Raw genomic sequence first — 21,789 nt, forward strand, 5'->3', positions numbered from 1 at the left:
AGCATAGTTCACCTCTGCTTTTAAGGTTTCCTTTGTCAAATTTAATTCTTTGATAATCTTTCTCAAACCTAAGGGATCGAAGTGGTTTCGATTCTTCATCGAAAAGAACGGAGAGTGGGCTGTTTTAACCTAAAAGCTTCTGCCATTGCTTTCCCGAAAAAAAAATACTACAGATGAATCGCCATCCCAATTGTAGTGCAATCCTGAACTTTCGGGAGAGGGATCTTTGAGCTTGATTTAAGTACAATAGATAGATTTCTCGGCTTCGTTTCACTCCGCTCGAAATGACGGGATCGCTACACAAATTGATTCAACACCAGCACCCCAACAAGCCCTAGAACAGAAACCAGGCTTTCCATCATTGTCCAGGTGCGAAATGTTTCTTTCAGGCTCAGGTTAAAATATTCTTTAAACATCCAGAAACCGGTATCGTTTACATGCGAAAACATTAAACTCCCTGCGCCAACTGATAATACCATTAACTCTGGTGGCGTGCCAGGCCCTATTAAAGGCAACACCATACCTGAAGCGGTTAGTGCAGCCACTGTTGCGGAACCTAGTGTTACCCGAAGTGATGCGGTGATTAACCATGCCAGTAATAATGGCGATAAATTTAGGCCGCCTGTAAGTTGTTTTACGGTTTCGCCCATACCACTATCAATCAAAATCTGTTTAAAGGCGCCGCCTGCTGCGATAATGAGGATAATCATGGCAATACTTTTTACTCCTTCGGCACAAGATTCCATTGCTTTCGTAATCGAAGTTTTTTGAACTACTAAAGCAATAATAACCGAGATTAAAAGGGCTGCAGTAGGATCGGCTAAAAATATAAATAGCGGTTTACAGATATAATCGATTTTGAAACTGCTTCCTATGGTTCCGGCGATGATTAAAAATACCGGCAGCAATGCAGTGATGAAACTCCTTGAAGCAGAAGGAAGGTTTTCTTCTTCACTGATACTAAAATGTTGAACAGTTACTGATTGATCTCGTTTAAGGATCAATCGTGGGAAATAGATTCCGGCAATAACCGCAATAGGTACACTTAAAGTTAATCCGTAAATTAATGTTTTACCAATATCGGCATGGAAAATACCAGCCAGTGCGACAGGACCAGGGTGAGGTGGTAAAAAACCATGTGTTACCGAAAGGGCTGTAGCCATTGGGATGCCAATGTATAATTTTGATAATCCTGTTGTGGCCGAAATGGCAAAAACCAAAGGGATCAATACCACGAAACCTGCATTGTAAAATAAAGGAATTCCGACTAGTAAACCGGTGAGAAGCACCGCCCATTGAATGTTCTTTTTACCAAAAGCACCGATCAAAATGAAAACGATCTTTTTTGCCGATCCGCTGTCTTCAATCAGTTTGCCCATCATCGCGCCAAGCGCCAAAACCATAACCATGCTGCCCAATGTGCTGCCAATCCCATTGCTGATAGAAGCCATTACTTTTGTAGCTGGCATGCCTAATAAAAGACCTGTAATAATCGCCACCGCAATTAGGGCAATCATGGGGTTGATCTTTTTTAAGATCAGCACGAAGAGCAAGAGGATACCGAAAAGCAGGATAAATAATGACATTTGGTTAGGGCTTAGGGTAATTTACTTTTTAATAGTAATGGTTCGTCCCGTTACCAGATTAAATTCGTAAACCCGGTACAGTCCATCATCACTAATTTCTATATTTTCTACCAAACCTGTTTTGCTAAAGGTATCGGTTACCATATCGCCGATTTTTACATCCTGAAGAACGTCGCTTGGCGTATCGTTGTTTAATCTAATCATGATGTAAATGTATTATAAATTGCTAAAAGCTGTATAAACAGTTTTCAGTTGGCGGTTCATAGTTTTCAGTTATATGCAAACTGCAAATTGAACACTTAAAACTGTCAACTGGACTCGCTTAACTTTCCGTCCTTAAAATCTTCAGCGGTGGCTGGTTCAGGATGCTTCTGGTACTTAATATTCCTGTAATTACCACCAGCAACACTATTGAGCCAAATAACAATATGGTTGGTATAAACGGAGGTACGAAGCTTGCATCGAAAGTAAATTTAGCTAATGCCCAGCTTCCGCTGATGGCTAAAATTAATCCTGCCCCGGCTGCAAAAGCCCCTAAAAAGAAATACTCAATGGCATTTATCGCTAAAATCTGTTTTCTGCTCGCACCCATGGTCCGCAATAAAATGCTTTCTTTTATTCGCTGGTTTTTACTGGTTAATACCGAAGATATTAAAACAATCCAGCCGGTAACCATGCTAAAGCCAGCCATAAACTGAATCACAAAACCAATCTTGCTTAGCAACTCATCTAAGAGTTTTAATACGAGATCTAAGTCAATGACTGAAACATTTGGAAATTTTTGCACGACTTCACCCTGAAAACGAGCTGAAACTTCGCCCGATGGTACCCTGGTCATTAATACATGAAACTGTGGTGCTTCCTCCAATACCCCAGCAGGAAAAACAACCCTGAAATTGGTCTGCATCCGGCTCCAGTTTACTTCCCTCAAACTTCCAACCACTGTAGGGATCATCATACCCTGCACATTGAAAAGGATTTTATCATTCAGTTTAACATGGATTTGCTGGGCATAACGTTGATCCAGAGAAATATAAACCGTTTCATTGGGTTTTATTTTTCCGATCCATTTTCCCGATGTAATTTTCTCTGCTGCGGTTAAAGTATCCTGATAAGTAGCCCTGATTTCGTTGCGATAAGCCCTTCTGTTATTGGTATCGGCACTGGCTTTCTTTCCGTTAATTTCTTCAATCCGCATCGTAATTACGGGAACCTGGTTCATTAACGGCAATTTGAAAGCTTTGGTTAAACTGTCTAATCCTTCCTTTTGCGTATTCTGGATGTCGAACATCACCATATTGGGCTGGTTGGCACCTGATGAAAGCGTAACACGACTCATTAATATCCCCTGAACAAAAAACAGTGTGCAGATAAATGCAGTGGATAAACCTATTGAAACGGTAAGCATCAAGGTTTGGTTATTGGGCCGGTAGAGGTTAGCAAAACCCTGTCGCCATAAATAAGGCGATGAATTAGGCAAGAGTTTTCTCACCAGAAACATCAATAGTTTAGACAGTATAATCAACAGCACAAAAGCGATGGCAATACTGGCGGTAAAAGCCAGCGTTTGGAACCATGTTTTCATCTGCAAATGCGTAAAAGCCGTAATAAAGACCGCCATAAGCAGATATACCAGCCAGGTTAGCGGATCTCTTTTTCCGGATGCTTTTTCGAAAGATATCCGGATGGCATTTAAAGGTGAAATCCTTCTAACGGAAAGGAGTGAAGGGAGGGCAAAGAGGACCGAGATGATGAGCCCCAATAAAACACCCTGACCCACCGCCAGCCACGAAACCTGCATGCTGATCTCGATTGGCAGAAAATCTTTTAACACCAGGGGAAGTAAAAACTGTATGCCTGTGCCCAAAGCTGCCCCTAAAACGGAGGCAATTAAGCCGATGAAAAAAACCTGGATCAGGTAGATTAAAAAGGCATGGCGTGATTTTAGTCCTAAACACCTCAGCGTGGCAATCGCGCTTAATTTTTCCTGAATGTACACATGGATGGCACTGCCTACACCAACGCAACCCAGCAGCAAGGCGATAAAACCAGATAAAGCCAGGAAACGGTTTACATCTTTAAAAGATCTTCCGGTTTGCTCTTTTCGCGATTCAACGGTGTCGGCATCAAAACCTTCTTTCTCTAATTTGCTGTCCTGCTTTTTTACCCATTCATCTATTTTGGAGGGATCATTATACCGGAAATAAAATTTATTGTTGATCCGGCTTCCGGTTTTAATCAGATTGGTTTTATCGAGTGTTTGTAGTGGAATATAAACGGTAGGCGCAATACTTGCACCAATACCGGTTTGGCCAGGGGCTTTGGTTAACGTACCCAGGATATTAAAATTGAGATCGCCTATTTTTACCGAATCGCCCACTTTTGCATTAAACTGCATCATGAGGGTTTGATCTACCAATGCATTTCTCCCCGATTGAAAATGTTTTGCGGCAGCCAGTGGAATGGTTTCTATGGTACCGTAATAAGGGTAGTTTCCCTCCAGGGCTTTCATTTGTACCAAACGGCTGCCTCCACCTTTCTGAAAATAAATCATCGAAGCAAAGGTTTTCTCCTGCGATCGCTCATCACCAAGTGTATCGAGCATTTTTTGTATGGCTTTGCTTACCCCTTTGCGGCTATCTAAAACAAGGTCGGCCCCGGTAAGCTCTTTTGCCTGTGCATCAATATCTTTTTGCAGGTTATCTTTAAAGGAATAAACGGCAACAAGGGCAGCAATACCCAAAACAATGGATGAGATGAAGAGCAATAAACGTGCACGGTTTTTCCTGCTATCGCGCCAGGCCATTTTAAACAGCCACGAAAACTTTATAGATTGTTTTGGGAGGTTATTAGGCATAAGTAGAATTTTCGTCTGAAATGATTACGCCGCCTTTAATTTTAATGCTTCTTGCCGTTCTGGCAGCCAACTCTAGATCGTGTGTTACGATAATCAAGGTGGTCCCTGCATCTTTATTTAAATCAAAAAGCAATTTGATTACCTTTTCGCTGGTTTCTGCATCAAGGTTTCCGGTAGGTTCATCTGCAAAGAGAATAGCCGGTTGATTGGAAAATGCCCTGGCCAGCGAAACGCGCTGTTGCTCGCCGCCTGATAATTGTACAGGATAGTGATGCGAACGATCGGCCAGGCCAACTTTATCCAGCAGTTCTAAGGCATGTGCACGGATGTTTTTTGCACCCCTTAATTCTAAGGGTACCATTACATTTTCGAGCGCCGTTAAAGTGGGTAAGAGTTGAAAATTCTGAAAAATGAAACCCACATACTGATTTCTAACCGCTGCCCTTTCATCTTCATTCAGTTTCTCTAAGGCTATACCATTCAGCTCAACCGTTCCGCTGCTGGCCCTGTCTAATCCGGCACATAAGCCGAGCAAGGTTGTTTTTCCACTTCCCGAAGGACCTGTTATGGCTACTGTTGAGCCTGCTGTGATCGAAAAGTTAATGTTATCCAAAACGGTGAGTTCCCGTCCGGCACTTTGGTAAATTTTGCTTACATTTCGGATGTTCAATATGCTTTCCAATAGCTGAATTTTTAAGGTTTGCGTATAGATGATGGCCAAACATAACAGGGCGCTGCCTGTTAAGGTAATGGTTTAAATAATAATTAGATATAGATTAAATAGATATGTTACGAAAACGATTAATGGGGCTATTTGTTTTGAGCCTTGTACTGCTAAGCTGCGGAAACCGTGAAAGTAAACGCGATACGGATAAAACTTTAGATTCGGCTGACCAAAAAACGGCAGTTACAGCCGTTAAACAGAAGAATATCCTCTTTTTTGGCACCAGTTTAACAGCAGGTTATGGGCTCGACCCAACAGAAGCTTACCCGGCATTAATTCAAAACCGGATCGATTCTTTACAAATGCCTTACAAAGTAATTAATGGTGGTTTAAGCGGAGAAACTTCTGCTGGTGGAAAAGGCCGGATTGATTGGTTACTTAAACAGCGTGTAGATATTTTTGTGCTCGAACTTGGCTCCAATGATGGTTTACGTGGCTTACCTGTATCGCAAACGATTAAAAACCTTCAGGCGATTATTGACCGTGTAAAAGCTAAATACCCGGATGCTAAAATGGTGCTGGCCGGTATGCAGGTTCCCCCAAATATGGGCGCAAAATATGCTGCAGATTTTAAAAACATGTTTCCTGATCTGGCAAAGAAAAATCAAATGGCGCTGATCCCGTTTTTATTGGATAAGGTAGGTGGTGTTCCGAAATTAAACCAGGCCGATGGCATACACCCCACCGCCGAGGGCGATAAGATCCTTGCTGAAAACGTTTGGGTGGTATTGAAGGATTTGTTGTAGTTTATGCATCGTCCTCGTTTGTAACGAGGATGGATGAGATAGGTGATTTTATCGCCACACAACTTTTTATTATGAGTTACAAATGCATGTCTCGCTAATTATGGTTAATTCCCTCATTCATCTTACATTTTCCATCTTTTAAGATCCTGAGCTAAACTCAGGATGACGCCAAGGGTATATGGGAGGGGGAATTTGTCGTCACTGAACACTTGTTGTGCATTACAAATGCATGTCTCGTTAATTATGGTTAATTCCCTCATTCATCTTACATTTTCCATCTTTTAAGATCCTGAGCTAAACTCAGGATGACGCCAGGGGCATATGAGTGGGGGAAAGCCGATTTTATCGCCACTAAACTCTTGTTGTGCATTACAAATGCATGTCTCGCTAATTATGGTTAATTCCCTCATCCGTCTTACATTTTCCATCTCTTTTAAGATCCTGAGCTAAACTCAGGATGACACCAGGGGTATATGGGTGGGGGAAAGCCGATTTTATCGCCACTAAACACTTGTTGTGCATAACAAATGCATTTCTCGCTAACATTGGACTCAAGGTTAATTCCCTCATCCATCTTACATTTTCCATCTTTTAAAATCCTGAGCTAAACTCAGGATGACGCGAGCATATTCTATTTATGGACGATCTTCCAGTGTGCCTAAAAATGCAATAATCTGTTTGATCTCCAGTTTGCTTAAGTTCAGCTTATCGGCTGATAAAGTCTGGTTTTGAACATCGATTCCCATGCCTGCGCCACCACCTCGATTATAAAAATCCATCACCTGTTCTAAGGTTTTATAAACACCGTTATGCATATATGGACCTGTTTTGGTGATGTTTCTTAAAGTAGAGGTTTTAAAAGCGTGTTTATATTGTGGGTACGCATAAAGGGCATACCGGCCTAAGTCAGCATCTATTTTAGGTTTTAAGGTGTCTGTAGTGGCGGGTACGCCTAAAACTTCTGCTTCACTTTTGATAAAGAGTGGTGCCTGTGTGCCATTAAATAAAGGTGCAAAATGACAGCTACCACACTTTGCTTTTCCCATAAAAAGATTAAAACCCGCTTTTTCTTCCTGATTTAACTGTTTTTTATCGCCCTGCATGTAGCGGTCAAACCGGGCGTTAAACGGAGATAAGGAACGGATATAAGATGCCAGTGCATGCTGGATTTTCCAGGGATCGGCTTTTGCAGTTTTATCCTGATAGGCTTTTTGAAATAAAGTTAGATAGTTTTTTGATGAATTAATTCTCGTTGCGGCCTGGGTTAGTGAACCATTCATTTCCTGTTTATGATGGACCACATCAAGCGCTTGATCTTCTAAGGTTCCGGCCTTTAAATCATAAAAAAATCCACGCTGTAACCCAGCATAAGTTAAGGTTGGTGTATTCCTCAGTAAAGATTTACCATTTGATATTCCTGTTGCTTTAGTTAAACCATCGGTAAAGGCAAGTGATTGCTGATGGCAGCTGGCGCAGCTCCGGTTATTTCCATTAGAAAGTATAGCGTCGTTAAACAAGATTTTCCCAAGTGCAATTTTATCATCATTAATAAATAGGGTACTGTTGCCTACAAATTTGTTTACATTAAAGGCATTTACCTGAAACATACTTGTTGCATCATCGCGTAACGCAGCCCCGCTGGCAGCAGTGGGTATTTTTTTTTCTAAACGAAGTAAATTGATGTGCTTGCTGATTGGATCAAGATATTCGGTAATAAAAGTCAAACGATCGAAATGATTAAAATCGGGGTTTTTATCCAGGTAGCTTATCGCTGAAGGTATCAATTTAGCTGATGCATTATTTTCATACTTTGCCAATACGTTTGCGATTCCCTGTAGTGCTGAAGCCGTTTCGGGTATCGATTGTAAAGCGTTTGGGGTATCAAAACCTGTAATGCCTAAACTGGTAATCCTGAAAATTTCTAAACGGATGGCATCAAATAATTGTGCATCGGTAATCTCGTACTGTTCATTAAAACGACTAACACGCTGCAGGTTGAGCTGCATTTTTTTTACCTCGTTCCCTAATTCTTTTCGGTTTTCTGTTGTTGGTTTTTCATAGATAATTTCTTCCATCACCTGAAAGCCTGTTGGATTTTCAATGAGATTTTCACCCAGTTCAATTTCATCTATGGGCGCTCCGTTTAGCAGGGCAGAAGTTGAAGGAAAAAAGTATTCGATATAATACTCCAGCTCTTTGTATTTTTTTCTGGCCTGTAAAAAAGTTTGTTTTATGGCTTTTTCGTCCCTGTTTTGAACTGCATTCGATAATTTTTGGTCAATAATGCTTTGAAATTCAGTGAGCTGCCGATCAAAATCTGCTTTTATCAGTGCTGCGTTTGATCTGTTTTCCGTTTTACAGAAAATGGACAACAGGCTAGTAAGGGTAATCAATACAACGAAAAAAACAATTTTTTTAAGGCTAAACATGCTTAGGAAGGAGTTGAAATAAAATAGAAAAATCCCTTCCAGCATTTGCCGGAAGGGATAGAGAGGTGATTTGAGTTATTTAGAAACGCCGCGAACAATTACAACTTGTCCGCCTTCGTTATTATTTACCAATCTTGTTGTACCACCATCCGCATTTTTGTATTTATCACTTGTCCAGGTGTGCGGGTGTAAATTAACGATGAATGTATCAGGAATGCCTGTCAATGCAGAGATATCATACATCGCCCCATATTCCCATGTACTTAATTGTACACTGTTTGATGGATTATATTTAGCGTTAAAAGTAGCATCTGTTCTGCGGTGGTTCATTTGTAACATCGGTTTTAACGATTTTGAAGCCATTGAAAATTGCCAGATGGTTCCATCATGATCATTGTTTTTATAGAACGAATCCCCATCTTCCTGGATGTACACATAGTTTTCAGTTACACATAAGTTATCGGGATTGACAATGCTTTTTCCAGGGTTGTCATTGCCATCAACCGCAACTTCTAATTTACCTTTTAACGGATTGCTTGCATCCAATACCAATTTGTATACACGGCCCCACATGGTTTTTCCACTTACGGGTGTAAGTTTATCGCCCTGACTAACACCGGTTGCGGTAAAATATACTTCGCGTCCGTTTGCTGCACTGCCTTTTCTGTAATCGATATCTTCTACACGAGCCAGCATTAAAGCTTTTTTATCGATCGTTTGTTGCTGTAATTGTGCGCCTGTACTGCTTTTTACATTGTCTAGCTCCACAAATTCAACATCATAACTTTGTCCTTTGTCCATGTTGGTTTCTATCGGATCGTTATTGCTGCGTTTCATCACATATAACTTTCCATTTTCTAAATCACCCTGGGTGTTAGATACATACATGGCCAATTGTCCATCTGTTTCATCCTCACCAATCAGGATAACGGTTTTGCCAGAATATGATGCTTTAGGTAGTGGTACCGCATTTTCAGCACTCCATCTGCCCAATGCACTGACTGTTCTTTGTTTGTTCTTTTTATCTGCAGCGGCAAGTGGATCGATCGCGTGGATCATTGATTCTGCACCACTTTCTCCTGCCGTTAAGAAAACTGGTTTAGAAAAGCCATGTTCTTCTGGCGTTACCATTGTAGCAGAACATAAACGGGTCATACCGCCATCAGAATCTACAATATATTCTCCTTTAACAGGTTTGAAATTTTTATCTAAATATACCCTCGATACTGATTGAAGAATTTCATGGTTATTAATCATGATAAAACCTTCGCCAGCTGGATTTTTAATAATTCCAGCTCCATCGGGTTGTGCGCCAAATATAAAATTTGGTGATTCTGCCAGTACATCATCCGAGCTAATTAAAGTAGTAATATTCAGACTTTCGAAACCAGGCATGGCTTTTACCAATGAAGGGTTTACCGAATAATCTTTAAGCGTAACCGGAGTGGTTTCAGGGCTTTCTGGCTCATTATTCTTTTTACAGGCACTGATCACAATTGCCGAAGTAACGAATGCAGCTACAGCAAGGGCTAAAGCCTTTTGCTTTAATAATGTTTTGTTCATAAGTTTTGTTTTCCGTTTGAGGCAAAATTACATGGCCCATGTTTCCGGAAATTAAAGTATATGTTAAGCTAATCTGCATTGTGTTATTTAGAATTGTTCTTGCGATCGTGAATTTATTTAAGACTCGTAAAAAATGGTGATTCACTCCAGGCATAATATTGTATCCTCTTACATAAACCGGCAAATATGGTTTTCAGCTGTTTATTATTTGAGTTGCTGTTTTTCGTAATCACTTCCTTTTAATGCTATGGCCATTGCCTGCCAATAAAAATTCCTTCCGAAAAAGCGATAAAATGGATTTCTGTATTGTTTCATTGCCAGTAAATCCCACAATCCGAGATAGGTCCATTCCATGGTGCCAAATAAAGTTGACTTAAGCGCTTTACTTATTTTTTTAAATTCATGCTGATCGATTCCAATATCTGTTAATTGCTGGTTCTGTTCCAACATTACTTTCGGATTAAGTTCAGTATCCAGATAATCCCTGGTCAGTATGGCCCAGGTATCGATATGCGTAGTTTGAGGGATTTTATTTCTCGCTGCAAATGCTGGTAGCAATTCCGTATCGCCATGATTTAGGAAAATAATTTCCCTGTTATCGATAATCAGCGAATGTGGTGAGGTGTTGAGATCGACAGCGTTTATTCTATCCCGGTTAACTATTCGGTTTTGGTGGAGCGTGCTAAAGAACAGGTTATACCATTCAAATTCAATACTGTGCGCTAATATGCTGTAGCTGCTCTCTTTTATCATCGTAGGCTAATTTTGTGTGTGATCAGTATTGCCTGATTGAAAACCTTTGATTACCTGATGTTTACTTTTTAATATTTGCTGATCTACAAACGCTTTACAGCCATTTCGGATGACATCGGGCAAAAGGTCAATACCATTTTTACGCCAGGCAATTTCTTTAATCGGCCAGTCGCAGTTTTCAGTATATGCTTTATGGGCTTTCAGCTTTTCGCTTGTTACTTTAAAGTCGTTAATCAGATAAGCGTGACCTAACCTAAAATTGTTATAAAAGCTATCCATGTCATCAAATAGCGCATGGATATATGCTGAAGTTTTTAATATATTTTGCCATGCCGTTTCTTCCGTAATTAAGCCTGCCATAAAAGAAGTTCGCGATAGTTCTATGATGCGCTGGAGGTCGAAACCCCAAAGTAACAATGGAGGTTGATCATCTTTTGTTTCCCAGCATGCTTGCACATAACTTTCGGGCAGTTGTGTAAGGTCGGCCAGGCGGGTGATCATTTTTTTGATTTCTTCTGCTGGCATCAGGTGTTTCTCGGTAGCAAACAGTTCGCTGTGCATGCCGTTAAAAAGGCGGTCAATAGTTTCATTGTACGATTTTTCTGACAATACGCCCCAGCTTTGGTCGTTGCCTTCCAGCCGTTCTTCTTTTGTGGTAACGATAAAGGTTTTAAAATCCACTTTTTTAGGCAACCTTATTTCGCAAGGCCAATACTCAAGGGTTTCAATCCATTCTCCATATTTATACCCATCAGGAGCATCTAACTGCAGCGCTTCCCGTTTTGGTTGAGGCAACCAGTTTGCACCCGTTAATTTGTAATATTTCTTCTGCTCGTTTATTCTTCTCCGCGTTATTTTCTGGATAAAAATTTTACCTATTAATCCCCCGAGAACCAATGCAATGGCAAGCCCCACATAATACATCCAGGTTTCTATTTTATTGATCTCTTTTAGCCTGGAGAGCACGGCATAAGTAATTATTACGGGTACACAGGCCAGTACCAAAAACGCCCAACCTGCACTATTGGTATTGCCATCCTGCGGATTGTACCTGGGCTTTGCTTCTGTTTCGCCGGGATGGTTCTGAATAAATTCCTCCATTATATTTTATGTATCCTGGTTATTGCTATTATTTTATTTTCCTGTTATATTATTTGCATGGTTTGATAGTCTAATAAACTTAGGCCTAAAGGTCTGGGGTGTTTTCTCCACATCATCGTTCTATTGTCTGTACTGCCTTCAGTAAAATCCTCGCAGATAAAAGAAAACAGGTAAATATTATGTTTTTGAAACACCAGTTCGTCATCTTTAATCAAGGGATTTTCCTGCAGCACAGAAGCCATTTTTTTGATTAAACTTAATGGGTTGGAGAAAACAGCAGTGCCCTGGAAATGAAGTTGCCTGGCCCTGTCATCGGCAAAAAATTCAGTCAGTTTGCCGTCTTCGTATTCCAGCGTTATCCCTGTTGCCCTGTGCTCCGTTTCTATAACCCCACGTTGTGCACCTGCTTCCTCTAAAGCTTTCATAGCTGTTTTTAGATCCTCTTCGGTAAAAAAATCCTTAAGCATATGGAAAGTGTCCAGCAACTGTTCTTTTTGTGACAGAGAATTTCTTTCGGCAGTAATCTCGCCTAAAATATTTTTAAATGCGTTTACCTGTAATCGGGTCATCTCAAATGCCACTTTGCCCAGCCCAACACCAGGTAACAGGGCCCAGTTATTATCGTATGGTATGTTTGTTGGCATGACATTAATTTTATTCTGATTACGTCCAGGCAAACTCACCATTAAGTTTTATTTCCTGTTCAAATCGGTTATTAATAATGGATTGTCTTGTTGTAAACGATCGATTAATTCTTTCACAGCTGCCATTGAAGGATTTTGCTTAAGTTGTTCTACTTCTGCATTGGTAATGTCCACCAACTGTAAAAAACTTACCTCGCCGTGTGGAGTATCTATTTTCCCCAGTTCTGGATCTAATGCAAAAACAAATCCTGTTATTTCAGTGTCGGCATTTAGTTTAATAGGGCCGTTAGCTGGGATAAAGTGGTTCTCTTCAAACCATTTCCCGCTCGAGAATACATACCTGGCCAGGTTATTCATCACGTTTATGGCCCAGATGGGATCATGCTCATCATCTTTGAATGGGACCAGCCTGAACGTAAATTCAAAACCCCATTTGCTAAATTCTCCGCCGGCTTTATCTTCACTATAATACAGTTCGCTCATACCATAACTGATGATGTGCCGATGAAAGGTTTGGTGGCTGCAATCATAAATACTGGCGCCATCTATCGGGTCTGTTCCACCAGCCATGTAATGGATTCCGCACAATGGCGGGTAATGGCGTGCCTCTAAATCACCGTATATCTTCTCCAATTGATCATCTATCGCCTGCCATCCTGGTGTATCTTCAGAGGTAAATTGTTGTTTAGAGTTCTGGGTTCATCATGTTTTTTTATTAAGCCAGTTCAAAGATTTTGCCATTTCTGCTGTTAGGGCAATTAATCACTATCTACGTAATTATTACAGCTTGTTCATTACATAGGTAAATGATTCTTCATAAGTCACATTGTTGATGGTTTCTGTTTCACGCTGCGATAATTCCAATTGCGTATCAGAATTAAATTTGAATTTAAAGAAAACAGCACCATTTCTATCTCCTCGCATGATCATTTCATCGCCCTCTATAGTAAACGAATAACGCTGTTTAGAACTACTTTTTTCGATATAATTTAGTGTGTTGCCCGCAAATTCAAAAATAGTCGTGCCACTTGCAATCTTTTCCTCATCTTCAACCTTTTTGCCATTATTAAAAGTAACGGACCGGGTGAGTACCAGATCCCATTTGCCTTGTATTTTTTGATTATTGATGTCGTTGTCGCTCACTTTATCTTTTTTACATCCGGTAAGTGCAGTTACGGTCACTAATAAAACCAATATATAAAGTTTCATAATTTTAAGTTTTGGTGCTGTTCGTTATTTTCTGCTATAAATGGTTTCTGTCACTTCTTTCATTTCAATAGCGTTGTTTTTATAATCATATTCTTCAGTATGGGAGTGCTGCGTATCAGAATAAAATTTCAATTGATAATAAACGCCACTGTTATCTTCTCTTAACCTTATTTCGGTACCAATAATGGCATAGCTGTAAGTATCTTCAGGGGTTCCGTTAAAGTAATAAGTTATTTCATTTCCCTTGTATTCAATTTCCCTTTGGTTGGCTATATAAGGGGTTGTTTTTTCGGAGACCAGCTTGTTGCCAGCCTTCTCGTAAACCTTTTCTACCTGTGAGGTAGCCATCCATCTGCCCTGTAATTTGGCTATAGTGGCCTGGCTGCTATCGGTTTCTTTATCTTTTTTGCAACTGGTTATGAAAACTGCAAATGCCATAATCAGCATGATCATTAGGTGTTTTTTCATTTTTATCTAATTTAATTGTTACCTGTTCAAAATCATGGTAAATCTTGAGGTTGTCGTATTGTTGCTTTGTACTGATTCTATTACGAACCTGTTGGCGGTCAGTTCTTTAATGTTATAAGTATAATCTCCTATGCGCATAGAAGTATTGCTGGTAACGGTATACGGTTCTTCTGCATCGCCCTCCAGATTATTGAAAGAAATCCCATTTGTGCGGAATTCAAAATACATACCCGGCCTGCCGGTAAGGTTTTCTGTTTTTTCTGGATTGGGCGGGTTTGTGGTAATGATAGTGCCTGATTCAAAATTCCATTTGCCTAATACCTTGGCTTTAACTGCTTCTGCTGGGTTTTCAGTTGGCGCTTTATCTTTTTTGCAACTGCTTATGGTGAGTGCTGATGCGGCAATAAGCAGGAGTAATATTAATTTTTTCATTGGTTTTGATGTAAAGGGTTTACAAATTGTCTACCTATTCACTTTTATCTGCTGGTTTTGCCATGGTAAAAATAGTGATGCCGTCTACCGTCAGTGATTTTACATAAATGCTGATTTGCGGAAAACTATTGGTTGTCGTGGCGGTGTAAAAGCTTTCAGATGAGCTGCCAGTCTTTCCATCGGTAAAGACAATTTTTCGTGGTTTTTTTACGCTGCCTATATGTACAATCGTAATTTCTCCAGAGGCATTTTTGATGGCTCCTGCAACCCATTTCAATAGAAATTCATCTGCTTCCTGCGCCATATCAATACTAATTCCACAGCTCCCATTATTTATCAGCTTACTTTCATCTTGCATGTAATAAGGGTTATTTACTGAATAATTGATGCCATAAAGTTTATAAGTCTGGCTTTTATTGCTTGCGTGATCCGTCAGTCTAAATTCAATTTTAATCGTTGAATCTTCTCCTCCGCGCTCTTCTACCTGGGCAAATACGCCGAACCCAGATAACAGCAACAATAGCATTAGCGCAGCGCGATACCATTTGGTTTTCATAATTTCTGGTTTTAGTGTTGTTTATGAAGCGAAATTGAATTTTCCCTCAAATACTTTCCCGATAAGCGGTAAAGGTTTTTCTACCTCATTATTGGCCGCTATAATGCCGAGCAAGAGTAATACAAATGGAATTAATAAAATGAGATAAAAAACACTTCCCAAAGATGGGATGATGGCCAGCACAACGCCACTTACAATACTTAAAAGGATAGAAGTGATGATAAGCCCGAGCGATTGGCCCAGGTGATAATTAACCAGCGTGCTTTTTTCTGTTGATTTTTTAAACTCGAGGTAAGAAATGATCCAACCGATCAATGTAATGTAGGCCAGGATAGCCATTGTTTTCTGTTTCATAGGATTAATTTTTTTGTTGAATTGAATAATCCAAAATTACCAGGGTATGGACGGGCAGCCAAGAAAAGTGAGACTACTCTGCGACTACCTGTTTTCATCAGAGCGACTACAAGGAGTCTACAGAAAGCGTTTAAACTGTTATATTCCAGTTATTTGTTGTAATTCTGCTTCCTCAAAAGTGTTTCTTTTTTCTATTTTTGATTATGCAGCTACCACTGAAAACATTATTAATTACCGTATCATTTGTCCTTATTTTTTTTAAAAGTGCGGATGCTCAGCAGATATACCTCGATTCGTTACGCGGCCTGCTTTCGAAGGATGGTGTTTCAAAAGAAGTACGTGTACAACTATTGTGTAAACTGGCTAAAGCGAATTTTGAAAAGAACCTGCCACTTTCTTTCCAGCAGGCCAATCAGGCGCTCCAAACCAGCGAAGGGCTAAAGGATGGAAAGAGTAAAGCCATAGCCTATGCAACCTTAGTTCACCTGTATGTTTGGAAAAAAGACTTAAAGCATGCTTACGAAAGCCTGGATAGTGCTATGTATTATGCAAAAAGAACAAAAGACCCGGTTGCTTTGGGCTTTGTATGGTTCAGGAGCGGTTGGTTAGACCTAATCAATGATGAAAGCGATAAATCTATAGCAAAACTGCTTAAAGCCCTTGATTTTTTTAAGGGACAACAGGCATATGAATACGAAAGCACCATCTATCACTATTTAGCCAGCTTTTATGGATATGGTAATAATCCTGCAAAACAAAAAAAATACGCCGATTTATGCTACTCCACTGCTGTAAAAAGCCAACAGGTTGATTTGTTAAATAATGCCTATTTTACTATTGGACAGACCTATTTCGACCGATTTAAGCTGGATACCATTAAGCGTAACCTGCTCGATTCGGCTTTATTGATTTACAAAAAGGCACTATTGCTGTCTAAAAAACAGGAAGGACGTCTGCTGATCCACAGCAATACAGCAGCAATTGCCTTAAACACGGCTAATACTTATTTTCAATATTTTCCAAACACCTACCGTGATAGTGCCGAAAAATATGTAGATATCGCGATAGAAATTGCAACAAAAACCAATTTACAAGAGGTGTTGTTAAACTGTTATGGTCTAAAGAGCGAATATGCGCTGCGTGATGGAAATTATGATGAGGCAGAAAAGACATTGTTAACCGGACTGAACAAAATTGCCGATGGCGTAGTAAAAATGCCACTTACCCAGGCCAGGATTTTCCAGGGACTTGCCAATATAGCCGAGAAAAAAGGAGATAAAGCAGCAGCACTAAACTATTTAAAGCAATATTTAACTTATTATAAAAAAGCTTTCGATGAAGAGAAAGTAAACAGTATAATAAGGGTAGAAGCACAATATCAGTCAGAAAAAAAGGAACAGGAGATTGCTTATCTCCATCAACAAACCGCATTTACCAAAAAACTGAATATTTTTTACATTATTTCTGGTCTAAGTGGAATAGCCGCATTACTTTTTCTGCTTATATCGTATAATTATAAACTTAAAGCATCGGTGAGGAAGCAGGAACTGATTGATCAGGAAAAAGATGCTGCTGAGCTGAGGGCACAGTTAAAAGAAGCAGAGGCTATTCAACTTCAAACAGAACAGGCCCTGCTTAAAGAACGGCAGGAACGTTTGGAGAAAGAGGTGCTGGCGGGTAACTTACAGATAGAGGAAAAAAATGAGCTGTTGGAATTATTGTCGGGTAAGGTAAATCACGAAAGCCATCTTTCGCTTGATGAACAGATTAAAAGAATTGTGAATCAACAGAAAAAAATGGATAAAGACTTTGAAGAGCATAAAACTGATTTTTTTGATACCAACCCTGTTTTCTTCGAACGTTTGCAACAAAAGGCTAATCATACGCTTACACGACTCGATTTAAAATATTGTTCGTACATGCTTATGGGTTTATCCAATAAGGAGGTTTCTATCCGTTTAGGTATCGAACCTAAAAGTGTGCGCATGAGTCGTTATCGCTTAAAACAGAAACTGGATTTAGGCAAAGACGAGGATCTGAATTTGTTTTTGCAGCAGGTGGCTAAGCCACAGGGGACGTAGGGGGAATGATTAGAGGTGTTGGATTTTGTCAAGTGAGTCCGGACGCTTAACCTAACAGCCCTTGTTTAGCCAGCCAGTAAATCAAAAGGCCAGGCTTTTATGCCCGGCCTTTTGATCTTAATTTTTAGCGAGTGTTGCACCCGGTCGGTAATAATATTCCTCTTCCTCAAAAACATCATCAGTTTTATGCTGAATATGGATTACAGGCGTTGGTTCGTCTAACCTCACCATCGGCCCGTTTTTTGCCAGTTCGCTACCAGGCACTTTCGATTTAAAGATAGGCCATAACAATTGTGCATACCATTGGTCGCCTTCATAGTGCGAAATGCCATAAGCCTTAGGGTATTTCCTGGTAATTAAAGCTGTACCGAAAATGATATCCCACAAGAAAAACATGTTGCCAAAATTTCCTTTGTAATAGCCAATGCCGTCATCGGTAGTAGCAGCATGATGTGCATGATGGGTTGCAGGTGTAGAAATTGTTCTTTCTAAAACCCAGGCCAACGGGTGCAAAATTTTGTATTTATAAAAGGGTTTATCCCATGGTATACTTGAGTGTGCCAGTGTAGTAATTGTACTTTTTATGCCTTTTACCACAATGGCTGGAATGCCCAGTCCTAAATAAACCAAAGCTGTGGTTAAATAAGTCTGTGAGAAAAACAAGGTATAAATGGCATTTTGCCGGCTCGCCATGGCCATGCCCATGTAAGATGCAGAATGATGTGTACGGTGAAAGCGCCATAACCAGGGAATTTCGTGATGTAACCTATGGTACCAGTATTGGGTTAGATCATCTGCTACGGCAATAATGAAACAGCCCCAGAAGAAAGGGACCCATTCAAATGCATTTTTAAGATCCGGCAATACAGCAGGCAAGAACTTTAATCCATAATAGGCAACAACTGGTCTGATAACCAGTCTTGGTAAGGTAAAGCAGGCTATATCTACAAAACGTTCATTTTTTGGCCATTTGCCCTTGTATAAACCAAATGAAAACTCCAATACGCCAATAAAGAATACTAAAAAAGGAAAACCGAAACCATTCAGGTTTTCAATAATGTTTTTGATAAAATTAATCACTTGTTCCATTGTTTGTCGCATTTTTAGGGGTTACAGATTTATTTTTTTCGGTTTTATGCTTTTGTTTTAGCCAGGGTCTTTCACCGGTTATGGTAAAAGTGGCAAACATAAGGGCGATGGGTAGCGCGTAGATAAAAAGGCTTAAAAATGCGTTTTTTATAATCCGCTTTCGGGTAGTTTCCTCAATTTTCATAGATGAGTTCTTATTTTGTATTAATGATGTTGGTTGATTTTTTATCGCTTAGTAAATGCCTGGTGAGGTATAACCCACCAAAAATGATAATGAAAGGAACTAAGGTTACAACAATGCCAACCAATATTTTTTTTCCCAAAATGGTAAAATCTGATAATGTCATTTTTTTAGGTTTTATAGAGATGATTAAAGTTTGGGTAATGCCTTGCTGTAAAAACAGGATGGATGTTTTTAATTTGACATTAAACCGCACTTCATTTTAATAAGGGTGAGTTCGATGCTACTGAATTAGCAACAACAGGGAGGGTACATGCGCATAGAAAAAATAAGTAAGTGTGACATATATTTTTATTAAGCGTTAATATTCAACGTGTTTTGACAAATATAAAAATTTTTATTAAAAGACTATAAAAACTATAGAATTTGTAGTTATTTTTTTGAACCCTGTTACAATGCCTTTAAAAATTGTTGCTAAAGACAATGCAAAAAGGAGATTAATTTCAGTTAGAGCCGATAAATCCTGTGGCAATCATTCAATTATTGAATTGATGATATTCTTGATGGTACATTCGGAGTGGTTTAATTTAATAACCTGCTGCGAAAAAAACATAGGTATTAGTTAAGTTAAGGGTAGTTTAGATTTGACCAAAATTGAACCTTTACAGGGATGAAATTAATGATGAGCATAAAGAACTTAAAAATAGCTTTAATCTGTTTGTTAGTGCCAGGCACTGGTATTGTTGCTGTTGCGCAACAACCGCTTAATAAATTATTGAAGAATTTGAATGGTTCTTTAAAAGTATCCGTTAAAGAATTCAATGGCACTGATTTATTAACCGAACATATTTTTCATAAAAATTTCCTTCAAACTAAAACAGGCAGCTGGGCTTTACAGTTAAAAACAACAAGCCCCCCCGGGCAGGGAGATGTTATAGAAGCAGTTGCCAGCTTTCGCCTGAATAGCGGCGTAGCAAAATCTACTGCAGTTTCGGTGTCATTTGATTTTAGCAAGTGGAATCCGAAAAACTACGTACTTGTTCCTGCTGCGGTATACAATGGCAACCGATACAGATCAATTGGTAATGGTTATAATCCAGATTATCCAAAGGATATGTATTATAATCCCCTGGTACCCCTTACCATTTCCAATAATCCCAGGCTTTCCAATGAAGATGGAAAAGCATCACTAATTGAGTTACAGACCGGCAATGTAGCCACACCAGCCATGTGCTTTTTTTCGGAAACCGAGAAAAAGGGTTTTATTGTGCTTACCGGGCAATTGACAAAATTAGGGGCTAATGGCTTAACCATCAGCGAAACTGCAAAGAAAGATAGTGCTTCGTTTGATATTTCAGTGCCTGCAGTACGTAAAATGGCTGCCGGATTCGGCGATTTTCATTTGAGCAGGGACCTTGCCCCAGACTGGAAACAGGGCGATGAAGTGGAGCTGAAGTTTAAGGTATTTGTGTTTAATGCGGAGAATATCCCTGCACTTTTAAAGAAATTTATGGAAGTGCGCAAAAGCCTGTCAGGTTTAAATCATCCACGCAATTTATTGCCCATGAGCAAAACTTTCGAAGTGGCTACAAATATATGTAAGGGCAATTTTGTGCAGGTAGAGGCCGGCTCCTATTATCTGCCAGAAAATAATAAGGATTTTCAGCTCGGCTGGGTAAGCGGGATGATGAATACCTATCCCATGCTGGCTTTGAATGATAAAAAAGAACGGGAGAGGGTGATGGCCGAATTGGATTTTGTCGTAAATAAACTTCAGGGGAAAAGCGGATATTTCTTTGGAGGCATTAAGGCCACAGGCGAGCTTATCCCCGAAAAGATGTCGCCGTATTTTAAGCCCATGCAAACCCTGGTGCGAAAGAATGCAGATGTGCTGCTTTGGTTAACCAAACACTTGTTGTTGTTAAAGGCACAAGGTTATGGAGCCAGTATTAAGCCGGAATGGGAAAATGCTGCAAGAAAGCTGGCTACAGCTTTCGTTCGTACCTGGAAAAAGGACGGTCAATTTGGGCAGTACATTGTTCCCGAAACCGGAGAAATTGCGGTATACAATTCAACTGGTGGAGCAATTGTGCCTGCAGGTTTAGCGATGGCCTCCGATTACTTCAGGGAGAAAGAATGGATGAAGGTAGCGGCTAATGCTGCAAAATTTTACTATAAAAGAGATGTAGAAAAGCAGGGTTTAACCGGTGGGCATTGTGGCGATATATCGCAGGATGCAGATTCTGAATCTGCCTTTGGATTTCTGGAATCATTAATGGCCTTGTATTATTATACCGGACAAAAGGAGTGGTTAGATAGGGCTGAGGTTCAGGCGGCTTTAGGTGCATCGTGGGTATTTTCTTACGATCCGGTTTTTCCACCAAACAGTGCGATTGGCGGTTTAACAAGTAATATGGCCGGAGCCATTTGGGCCAGTATCCAGAATAAACATGCTGCACCGGGTATATGTACGGCATCAGGCGATTATATCTTCAAGTTATTTAGGGCAACCGGAAATATGTTGTATGCCGACTTGATCAGGGATATTCAGCATGCCCATGCCGAGGCAATAAATATGCCCGGGCACATCACAACCAATTATCTTATTGGCTCTTCTATGGAAAGGATTCAATTGAGTGATGCCGAAGGAAAGGGAAGTATTGGTAACTTTATACAAACACGTAATTCCTGGACCGAAACCAACGGTATGCTGATGGCCCTCGAAATTCCGGGAATTTACCTGAATGTAGATACAAAGAATTTATACGTTTTTGATCATGTTAATGCCGAACTCCTTTCTGGCGATGGGTCTGGGATGATTTTACAGCTCCAAAATTCTACAAAATATGATGCTGATGTATCGGTGATGGCAGAAACAGAAAAGGAGAAACTAAAGCCGATGGCTTATACCGCATTTTTAGACTGGCCTAAAGTTAAGGTTAAAGCGGGCGAAACCATTCGGATTAAGATTAGCCCTTCAAAAGGCATTACAGTTTTATAGGTAAAAAAATCGTCG

21 protein-coding genes are annotated in these 21,789 nt (G+C 39.9%); 3 read left to right on the forward strand and 18 right to left on the reverse strand.

The features are described from left to right. Nucleotides 1-296: 296 nt before the first annotated feature. From AC07YT_RS21995 to AC07YT_RS22010, 4 genes are all read right to left on the reverse strand, one after another. Nucleotides 297-1,586: a gluconate:H+ symporter gene (locus tag AC07YT_RS21995; protein WP_086544854.1), complete on the reverse strand. Its 1,290-nt coding sequence runs from the start codon at nucleotides 1,584-1,586 to the stop codon at nucleotides 297-299. 21 nt (nucleotides 1,587-1,607) lie between these two features. Further along, the gene (locus AC07YT_RS22000) at nucleotides 1,608-1,790 is read right to left on the reverse strand and encodes a hypothetical protein (RefSeq protein WP_086544855.1); all 183 of its coding nucleotides are present in this window, start codon (nucleotides 1,788-1,790) and stop codon (nucleotides 1,608-1,610) included. Nucleotides 1,791-1,908: 118 nt separating this feature from the next. Further along, entirely contained in the window at nucleotides 1,909-4,443 is a 2,535-nt protein-coding gene (locus tag AC07YT_RS22005) for an ABC transporter permease (protein WP_086544856.1), read from the reverse strand. Beyond that, nucleotides 4,436-5,125, reverse strand: a complete 690-nt coding sequence (locus AC07YT_RS22010) for an ABC transporter ATP-binding protein (RefSeq protein WP_086549217.1) — start codon at nucleotides 5,123-5,125, stop codon at nucleotides 4,436-4,438. The genes AC07YT_RS22005 and AC07YT_RS22010 overlap by 8 nt, the downstream gene beginning before the upstream one ends. A gap of 104 nt (nucleotides 5,126-5,229) precedes the next feature. Here AC07YT_RS22010 and AC07YT_RS22015 point away from each other — a divergent pair, with 104 nt between their 5' ends. Beyond that, entirely contained in the window at nucleotides 5,230-5,913 is a 684-nt protein-coding gene (locus AC07YT_RS22015) for an arylesterase (protein ID WP_086544857.1), read from the forward strand. Nucleotides 5,914-6,548: 635 nt separating this feature from the next. On the opposite strand, the gene AC07YT_RS22020 is transcribed toward AC07YT_RS22015, so the two are convergent. The 11 genes from AC07YT_RS22020 to AC07YT_RS22070 form a co-directional block, all read right to left on the reverse strand. Further along, entirely contained in the window at nucleotides 6,549-8,342 is a 1,794-nt protein-coding gene (locus AC07YT_RS22020) for a cytochrome-c peroxidase (protein WP_494945524.1), read from the reverse strand. A 75-nt stretch (nucleotides 8,343-8,417) separates the two neighbouring features. Then, a complete protein-coding gene (locus tag AC07YT_RS22025) occupies nucleotides 8,418-9,905 on the reverse strand; it encodes a PhoX family protein (RefSeq protein ID WP_494945525.1) in 1,488 nt (495 codons plus the stop codon). A gap of 204 nt (nucleotides 9,906-10,109) precedes the next feature. Beyond that, the gene (locus AC07YT_RS22030; RefSeq protein WP_086544860.1) at nucleotides 10,110-10,658 is read right to left on the reverse strand and encodes a hypothetical protein; all 549 of its coding nucleotides are present in this window, start codon (nucleotides 10,656-10,658) and stop codon (nucleotides 10,110-10,112) included. A gap of 6 nt (nucleotides 10,659-10,664) precedes the next feature. After that, on the reverse strand, nucleotides 10,665-11,759 hold the full coding sequence (locus AC07YT_RS22035) for a DUF1266 domain-containing protein (RefSeq protein WP_086544861.1): 1,095 nt from the start codon (nucleotides 11,757-11,759) through the stop codon (nucleotides 10,665-10,667). A gap of 44 nt (nucleotides 11,760-11,803) precedes the next feature. Continuing rightward, nucleotides 11,804-12,403: a hypothetical protein gene (locus AC07YT_RS22040; RefSeq protein ID WP_145954183.1), complete on the reverse strand. Its 600-nt coding sequence runs from the start codon at nucleotides 12,401-12,403 to the stop codon at nucleotides 11,804-11,806. Nucleotides 12,404-12,451: 48 nt separating this feature from the next. Beyond that, nucleotides 12,452-13,036, reverse strand: coding sequence for a suppressor of fused domain protein (locus AC07YT_RS22045; protein WP_494945526.1), 585 nt, complete (start codon nucleotides 13,034-13,036; stop codon nucleotides 12,452-12,454). Between the two features lie 147 nt (nucleotides 13,037-13,183). Next, nucleotides 13,184-13,612 (reverse strand): hypothetical protein, encoded by a 429-nt coding sequence (locus AC07YT_RS22050; protein ID WP_086544864.1) that lies wholly within the window; start codon nucleotides 13,610-13,612, stop codon nucleotides 13,184-13,186. A gap of 24 nt (nucleotides 13,613-13,636) precedes the next feature. Beyond that, nucleotides 13,637-14,080: a hypothetical protein gene (locus tag AC07YT_RS22055; protein ID WP_086544865.1), complete on the reverse strand. Its 444-nt coding sequence runs from the start codon at nucleotides 14,078-14,080 to the stop codon at nucleotides 13,637-13,639. 18 nt (nucleotides 14,081-14,098) lie between these two features. Then, nucleotides 14,099-14,512, reverse strand: coding sequence for a hypothetical protein (locus AC07YT_RS22060; RefSeq protein WP_086544866.1), 414 nt, complete (start codon nucleotides 14,510-14,512; stop codon nucleotides 14,099-14,101). A 34-nt stretch (nucleotides 14,513-14,546) separates the two neighbouring features. After that, on the reverse strand, nucleotides 14,547-15,068 hold the full coding sequence (locus AC07YT_RS22065; protein WP_086544867.1) for a hypothetical protein: 522 nt from the start codon (nucleotides 15,066-15,068) through the stop codon (nucleotides 14,547-14,549). Nucleotides 15,069-15,089: 21 nt separating this feature from the next. After that, nucleotides 15,090-15,422, reverse strand: a complete 333-nt coding sequence (locus AC07YT_RS22070; protein WP_086544868.1) for a magnetosome magnetite crystal formation protein family — start codon at nucleotides 15,420-15,422, stop codon at nucleotides 15,090-15,092. Between the two features lie 203 nt (nucleotides 15,423-15,625). Between AC07YT_RS22070 and AC07YT_RS22075 the strand changes: the two genes are divergently transcribed. Further along, the gene (locus AC07YT_RS22075; protein ID WP_086544869.1) at nucleotides 15,626-17,503 is read left to right on the forward strand and encodes a LuxR C-terminal-related transcriptional regulator; all 1,878 of its coding nucleotides are present in this window, start codon (nucleotides 15,626-15,628) and stop codon (nucleotides 17,501-17,503) included. A 117-nt stretch (nucleotides 17,504-17,620) separates the two neighbouring features. Here the strand turns inward: AC07YT_RS22075 and AC07YT_RS22080 are convergent, their stop codons facing one another. From AC07YT_RS22080 to AC07YT_RS22090, 3 genes are read right to left on the reverse strand one after another with little or no spacing between them, the layout of a single operon-like run. Next, nucleotides 17,621-18,592, reverse strand: a complete 972-nt coding sequence (locus AC07YT_RS22080; RefSeq protein WP_494945527.1) for a sterol desaturase family protein — start codon at nucleotides 18,590-18,592, stop codon at nucleotides 17,621-17,623. Continuing rightward, nucleotides 18,576-18,776, reverse strand: coding sequence for a hypothetical protein (locus AC07YT_RS22085; protein ID WP_086544870.1), 201 nt, complete (start codon nucleotides 18,774-18,776; stop codon nucleotides 18,576-18,578). The genes AC07YT_RS22080 and AC07YT_RS22085 overlap by 17 nt, the downstream gene beginning before the upstream one ends. 10 nt (nucleotides 18,777-18,786) lie before the next feature. Beyond that, on the reverse strand, nucleotides 18,787-18,939 hold the full coding sequence (locus AC07YT_RS22090; RefSeq protein WP_478358533.1) for a hypothetical protein: 153 nt from the start codon (nucleotides 18,937-18,939) through the stop codon (nucleotides 18,787-18,789). 513 nt (nucleotides 18,940-19,452) lie between these two features. On the opposite strand from AC07YT_RS22090, the gene AC07YT_RS22095 reads away from it, so the two are divergent. Next, a complete protein-coding gene (locus AC07YT_RS22095) occupies nucleotides 19,453-21,774 on the forward strand; it encodes a hypothetical protein (protein ID WP_145954184.1) in 2,322 nt (773 codons plus the stop codon). The last annotated feature ends 15 nt before the right edge of the window (nucleotides 21,775-21,789 follow it).

Source organism: Pedobacter sp. GW460-11-11-14-TSB4 (assembly GCF_059423705.1).

Excerpts from the sequence above, each read along its gene's own strand:
- AC07YT_RS22080 (WP_494945527.1), bottom strand. The coding sequence starts at position 18,592 with ATGGAACAAGTGATTAATTTTATCAAAAACATTATTGAAAACCTGAAT.
- AC07YT_RS22040 (WP_145954183.1), bottom strand. The coding sequence starts at position 12,403 with ATGCCAACAAACATACCATACGATAATAACTGGGCCCTGTTACCTGGT.
- AC07YT_RS22030 (WP_086544860.1), bottom strand. The coding sequence starts at position 10,658 with ATGATAAAAGAGAGCAGCTACAGCATATTAGCGCACAGTATTGAATTT.
- AC07YT_RS22070 (WP_086544868.1), bottom strand. The coding sequence starts at position 15,422 with ATGAAACAGAAAACAATGGCTATCCTGGCCTACATTACATTGATCGGT.
- AC07YT_RS22090 (WP_478358533.1), bottom strand. The coding sequence starts at position 18,939 with ATGACATTATCAGATTTTACCATTTTGGGAAAAAAAATATTGGTTGGC.
- AC07YT_RS21995 (WP_086544854.1), bottom strand. The coding sequence starts at position 1,586 with ATGTCATTATTTATCCTGCTTTTCGGTATCCTCTTGCTCTTCGTGCTG.
- AC07YT_RS22020 (WP_494945524.1), bottom strand. The coding sequence starts at position 8,342 with ATGTTTAGCCTTAAAAAAATTGTTTTTTTCGTTGTATTGATTACCCTT.
- AC07YT_RS22005 (WP_086544856.1), bottom strand. The coding sequence starts at position 4,443 with ATGCCTAATAACCTCCCAAAACAATCTATAAAGTTTTCGTGGCTGTTT.
- AC07YT_RS22015 (WP_086544857.1), top strand. The coding sequence starts at position 5,230 with ATGTTACGAAAACGATTAATGGGGCTATTTGTTTTGAGCCTTGTACTG.
- AC07YT_RS22025 (WP_494945525.1), bottom strand. The coding sequence starts at position 9,905 with ATGAACAAAACATTATTAAAGCAAAAGGCTTTAGCCCTTGCTGTAGCT.
- AC07YT_RS22085 (WP_086544870.1), bottom strand. The coding sequence starts at position 18,776 with ATGAAAATTGAGGAAACTACCCGAAAGCGGATTATAAAAAACGCATTT.
- AC07YT_RS22000 (WP_086544855.1), bottom strand. The coding sequence starts at position 1,790 with ATGATTAGATTAAACAACGATACGCCAAGCGACGTTCTTCAGGATGTA.
- AC07YT_RS22060 (WP_086544866.1), bottom strand. The coding sequence starts at position 14,512 with ATGAAAAAATTAATATTACTCCTGCTTATTGCCGCATCAGCACTCACC.
- AC07YT_RS22055 (WP_086544865.1), bottom strand. The coding sequence starts at position 14,080 with ATGAAAAAACACCTAATGATCATGCTGATTATGGCATTTGCAGTTTTC.
- AC07YT_RS22035 (WP_086544861.1), bottom strand. The coding sequence starts at position 11,759 with ATGGAGGAATTTATTCAGAACCATCCCGGCGAAACAGAAGCAAAGCCC.
- AC07YT_RS22095 (WP_145954184.1), top strand. The coding sequence starts at position 19,453 with ATGATGAGCATAAAGAACTTAAAAATAGCTTTAATCTGTTTGTTAGTG.
- AC07YT_RS22050 (WP_086544864.1), bottom strand. The coding sequence starts at position 13,612 with ATGAAACTTTATATATTGGTTTTATTAGTGACCGTAACTGCACTTACC.
- AC07YT_RS22065 (WP_086544867.1), bottom strand. The coding sequence starts at position 15,068 with ATGAAAACCAAATGGTATCGCGCTGCGCTAATGCTATTGTTGCTGTTA.
- AC07YT_RS22075 (WP_086544869.1), top strand. The coding sequence starts at position 15,626 with ATGCAGCTACCACTGAAAACATTATTAATTACCGTATCATTTGTCCTT.